Genomic DNA, 4,779 nt, shown 5'->3' on the forward strand with positions numbered 1-4,779 from the left:
CTGCCGTGGTGGAAGCAGCACCGGCTCCTGCGCCGGCGACGCCGCCCGTTGCAGGCGTGACCGAGCCCAAGATCGTCGTCGAGGCGGTCGAGATCGACGGCAGCAAGATCTTTGTCGCCGGTCTCGCCGATGCCGGCCGCAAGGTGCGCGCCTATGCCAACGACATCCTGCTCGGTGATGCGCAAACGTCGACGGATGGTCATTTCCTGGTCGAGGCGACGCGCGACATTCCGGTCGGCAGCTACACAATACGTGTCGACGGCCTCGATACCGACGGTGTGACAGTTGTGGCCCGCGCAGCCGTGCCGTTCGAGCGCGAGCCGGGCGAAGCGGTCGCCGCCGTGGCACCCTCGGCGCCGAAGCCCGTTCAGCCCAAGCCGGCCGCACCTGCCGCCGCCGAGGCGCCGGCCGCGGCCGAGACGGCTCCGGCCACCACGCCTGCTCCCGCCACCGAGGCTCCGGCCGTTGTGGCGGAGGCGACGCCGCCGAGCGACGTGCCCGAGACCGTGGCGCCCAAGCTTGAACATGCCGACGGCGCCGTCATCATCCGCCGCAACGACACGCTGTGGCGGATCTCGCGGCGCGTCTATGGCCATGGCGTGCGCTTCTCGACCATCTACCTCGCCAACCAAGACCAGATCAGCGATCCCGACCGCATCTGGCCGGGGCAGGTGTTCAAGGTCCCGGAAAAGTCGAAGGAAGGCGAAGCCGCCGACCTCAAGGCGATGGGCGAGCAGGCAACGACAGCGCCGGCCAAGACGCAGTAGGGTTGGCGATTGGCCAATCTCCCTCCTTGAGGGGGAGGTGGCAGGCCAGAGGGGTCGTCGCGCGTGAAGCGCCGACCTTCTCTTTTCTCCAAACGACGTCGCGTCAGGACGCACCGACCCCCTCTGTCACCTTTGGTGACATCTCCCCCTCAAGGGGGGAGATTAGGTCGCTCTACCCATCGGGGTAGCTTGCCGCAGACCTGCTCATCGTCTATCGCCGATGGACGATGACTGAATCCCTTATGGAAACAAACGCACCTGGCTGCACCCCGGACAGCCGAGCCGTTGCCACCCGGCTGGCAGCACTTTCGCACCCGGCTCGGATCGAAATCCTGAAATACTTGTCCGCAAGCAACTCCTGCTACTGCCGCGAAGTCGTCGATCGGTTCGATCTGGCGCAGTCCACCGTGTCACAACATCTGAAAATACTGGTCGAAGCCGGGCTGGTTCGCTTCGAGCCCGATCGCCAGCGTTCGCGCTATGCGATCGACCGTGCCGCGCTCGCCGATGTTTCTGCATCGGTGGCCGCCCTCGTCAATTCCTGCTGCTCCGGCCGCTGAAAATAAGAAGAAGGCGCCAAAAATGGCCGAAAAAACCGTCTCCGACTCTTTGACCTTCAAGACGCTGCTCAATTTGTGGCCCTATATGTGGCCGGCGGATCGCGCCGATCTGAGAGCCCGGGTCACCTGGGCGACGCTGTTGCTCGTCGTCGCCAAGCTGACGCTGGTCGCCGGTCCCTATTTCTTCAAATGGGCAACGGACGCGCTGGCCGGCGACTCCAAATCGGTGCCACCGCTGCCGACATTTCTGCTGGCGCCGGTCATGCTGGTCGTCGCCTACAATGTCGTGCGTCTGGTGCAGCTTGGCTTCAATCAGCTGCGCGACGCGCTGTTTGCACGCGTCGGCCAATACGCGGTGCGCCAGCTCGCCTTCCGCACCTTCGTTCACATGCACCAACTATCGCTGCGCTTCCACTTGGAGCGTCGCACCGGCGGCCTGTCGCGCATCATCGAGCGCGGCACCAAGGGCATCGAGACGATCGTGCGCTTCATCATGCTCAACACGGCGCCGACCATCCTCGAATTCGCGCTGACCACGGGCATCTTCGCCTACACCTATGGCTGGAAATATGTGGTCGTCGTCGCGGTCACCGTCTGGGTCTATGTCTGGTTCACGGTGCGCGCCAGCGACTGGCGCATCTCGATCCGCCGCGACATGAACGACAGCGACACCGACGCCAATACCAAGGCAATCGACTCGCTGCTCAATTACGAGACGGTCAAGTACTTCAACAATGAAGGCATGGAAGCCGAGCGTTTTGACCGCTCGATGGCACGCTACGAGGTCGCCGCGACGCGCATCTGGACCTCGCTTGGCTGGCTGAATTTCGGGCAGGGCATCATCTTCGGCCTCGGCACCGTCATCGTCATGTGTATGTCGGCGCTGGAAGTACAGGCCGGTTCGCAAACGGTCGGTGACTTCGTCTTCATCAACGCCATGCTGATGCAGCTGTCGGTGCCGCTCAATTTCATCGGCTTCATCTACCGCGAAATCCGCCAGGGGCTGACCGATATCGAGCAGATGTTCGATCTGCTGGATGTTCCACAGGAGATCGTCGACAAGCCGGATGCCAGGCCGCTCGCGGTCAGTGCCGGCAAGGTCGAGTTCCGCGACGTGCATTTCTCCTATGACCCGAACCGCAAGATCCTGAAGGGCATCAGCTTCGAGGTGCCGGCCGGCAAGACCGTCGCCATCGTCGGGCCTTCGGGTGCCGGCAAGTCGACCATCTCGCGGCTTCTGTTCCGCTTCTACGATGTGCAGGGCGGCCAGGTGCTGATCGACGGCCAGGATATCAAGGAGGTGACGCAGGAGAGCCTGCGCGGGGCGATCGGCATGGTGCCGCAGGACACCGTGCTGTTCAACGACACCATCGCCTACAACATCCGCTACGGCCGCATCGGCGCCAGCGAGGAGGATATGCGCAAGGCCGCCGAACTTGCCCAGATCGGTCCGTTCATCGAGCGATTGCCTGACGGCTACATGTCGATGGTCGGCGAACGCGGGCTAAAACTTTCGGGCGGCGAGAAGCAGCGCGTGGCGATCGCCCGCACCATCCTGAAAGCGCCGCCGATCCTGATGCTCGACGAAGCGACCTCGGCGCTCGACAGCCACACCGAGCAGGAGATCCAGGCAGCGCTCGACCTGGTCAGCCGTGGCCGCACCACCATCGTCATCGCCCACCGCCTGTCGACGGTGATCACGGCCGATGAGATCATCGTGCTGCAGGACGGACAGATTGCCGAGCGCGGCACCCATGCCGAGCTGATGCGCAAGCATGGCCTCTACGCCTCGATGTGGGACCGCCAGCGCGAGGCGACCGAAGCCGAAGAGCGCCTACGCATCGCCCGCGAGGGCGACGAGCTTGGCGTCGTCGTTCGCCGGCGGACGTCCGAGGTGAATTGACACCGTTTCCTTCTCCCACGAGGGGAAAAGAGAAAAATTTCCGCTTGACCTCAACTTAAGTTGAGATCGTAGGCTGTTCTTGGAGCCCACCAACTAGCGTGAATCAAGAACGGAGCAATCGAATGAGCGAGACAAATCAGACTGTTGACGGGGGCAGCGTGTTCAGGGTGGACAAGTTCGTCGTCCCGGCCGCCGCCCGCGAGGAGATACTCGCCAAGGTCAGGACAACGCATGAATTGCTGCGCCTGCAACAAGGCTTTGTGCAGGATTTCCTGCTTGAGCAATTCTCAGGGCCGGGCGAATTCAACCTTGTGACCATCGTCGAATGGGAAAGCCAGGCAGCCATCGACAACGTCGTGCCGATCGTCAAGGCCGCGCACGAGCGCATCGCTTTCAACCCGCACGAGACGATCGCCCGGCTCGGCGTGCGCGCCGACATCGCCAACTATCAGAGAGTACCTGGGCTGTAGAAAAGCCGTTACGGCCAACCGATGCCAGGTGCCGGCGCTTCGACTTTGAGCACCTGGCCGGTACGGGCTTCAGAACGTCTTGGGATTTGGGATCATGGACGGGCAACCTTTTCCCGCGCCTTGAACCGTCGGTGTCCCGAATTCTGCCGACAACGACACTGACCGGGCAAGCGGATCGCGACCCCTGCCGGCGCACCCAATACGGCCTTCACTATTGTTGCGTTGCGGCGAGGGGGGCTTTCGGCTATTGAGGCCCCACCTGAAACGGAGCCCGTTTACACCCGATGAGCCTTGTCGATACGGTCAAGAACGCGTTCGTACCGATCCATCGCGAAGGCTATCCCTTCATCGCGGCCTTTGGCGCGGCGACGCTTTTCCTCGGCTATTTCTCCTCGATCCTGTTCTGGATCGGTCTGATCCTGACGGCCTGGTGCGTTTATTTCTTCCGCGATCCCGAGCGCGTCACGCCGGTCGATGACCGCCTGGTGGTCAGCCCCGCCGACGGCATCATCTCGGCGGTAGGACCCGCCGTGCCGCCGCGCGAACTCGGCCTCGGCAATGCCGAGATGACCCGCATTTCGGTGTTCATGAACGTCTTCTCCTGCCACGTGAACCGCGCCCCGGTGCGCGGCCGTATTGCGAAAATCGAGCACCGGCCGGGCAAATTCCTCAATGCCGAACTCGACAAGGCCAGCACCGAGAACGAGCGCAACGGCCTGGTCATCGAGAGCCCCAACGGCACGGTCGCGGCCGTCCAGATCGCCGGCCTGGTGGCGCGCCGCATCGTCTGCTGGGCCGAGGCCGGCGGCTCAATCGGCACTGGCGAGCGTTTCGGCCTGATCCGCTTCGGCTCGCGTGTCGATGTGTTCCTGCCCCTGACCGCCACGCCGCGCGTTGCCGTCGGCCAGACGGCGGTTGGCGGCGAAACCGTGCTGGCTGAATTCGGCGGTGTTGCCGGCACGCCTCTTGTTCGGGTTTCCTGACCGGTGGGCACGCAATACAAAAAGTTCGAGGCCCATGCCAGCGGCGGTCCGCGCATCCGCGAAATCCCGATGCGAATGGCGCTGCCCAATCTGGTC

The 4,779-nt window shown here is 63.4% G+C and carries 5 protein-coding genes and 1 pseudogene; all 6 read left to right on the forward strand.

What is annotated here, in order from left to right:
- Nucleotides 1-767, forward strand: a 767-nt coding sequence (locus tag EN750_RS18925; protein WP_145967764.1) for a LysM peptidoglycan-binding domain-containing protein, incomplete at its 5' end; no start/stop codon positions are given.
- Between the two features lie 227 nt (nucleotides 768-994).
- The gene (locus tag EN750_RS18930; protein ID WP_127323175.1) at nucleotides 995-1,327 is read left to right on the forward strand and encodes a metalloregulator ArsR/SmtB family transcription factor; all 333 of its coding nucleotides are present in this window, start codon (nucleotides 995-997) and stop codon (nucleotides 1,325-1,327) included.
- A gap of 22 nt (nucleotides 1,328-1,349) precedes the next feature.
- Nucleotides 1,350-3,230 carry an ABC transporter ATP-binding protein/permease gene (locus EN750_RS18935; RefSeq protein WP_127397318.1) on the forward strand — a complete coding sequence of 627 codons (1,881 nt, stop codon included), beginning with the start codon at nucleotides 1,350-1,352 and terminating at the stop codon, nucleotides 3,228-3,230.
- Between the two features lie 122 nt (nucleotides 3,231-3,352).
- On the forward strand, nucleotides 3,353-3,700 hold the full coding sequence (locus EN750_RS18940; protein WP_127397319.1) for an antibiotic biosynthesis monooxygenase: 348 nt from the start codon (nucleotides 3,353-3,355) through the stop codon (nucleotides 3,698-3,700).
- Between the two features lie 284 nt (nucleotides 3,701-3,984).
- Entirely contained in the window at nucleotides 3,985-4,683 is a 699-nt protein-coding gene (locus EN750_RS18945; protein WP_127268237.1) for a phosphatidylserine decarboxylase, read from the forward strand.
- A 3-nt stretch (nucleotides 4,684-4,686) separates the two neighbouring features.
- Nucleotides 4,687-4,779, forward strand: a pseudogene (locus EN750_RS41690) (CDP-diacylglycerol--serine O-phosphatidyltransferase); the annotation flags it as partial.

It is taken from the genome of Mesorhizobium sp. M7A.F.Ca.ET.027.03.2.1 (assembly GCF_003999175.1).
Taxonomy (GTDB): Bacteria; Pseudomonadota; Alphaproteobacteria; order Rhizobiales; family Rhizobiaceae; genus Mesorhizobium.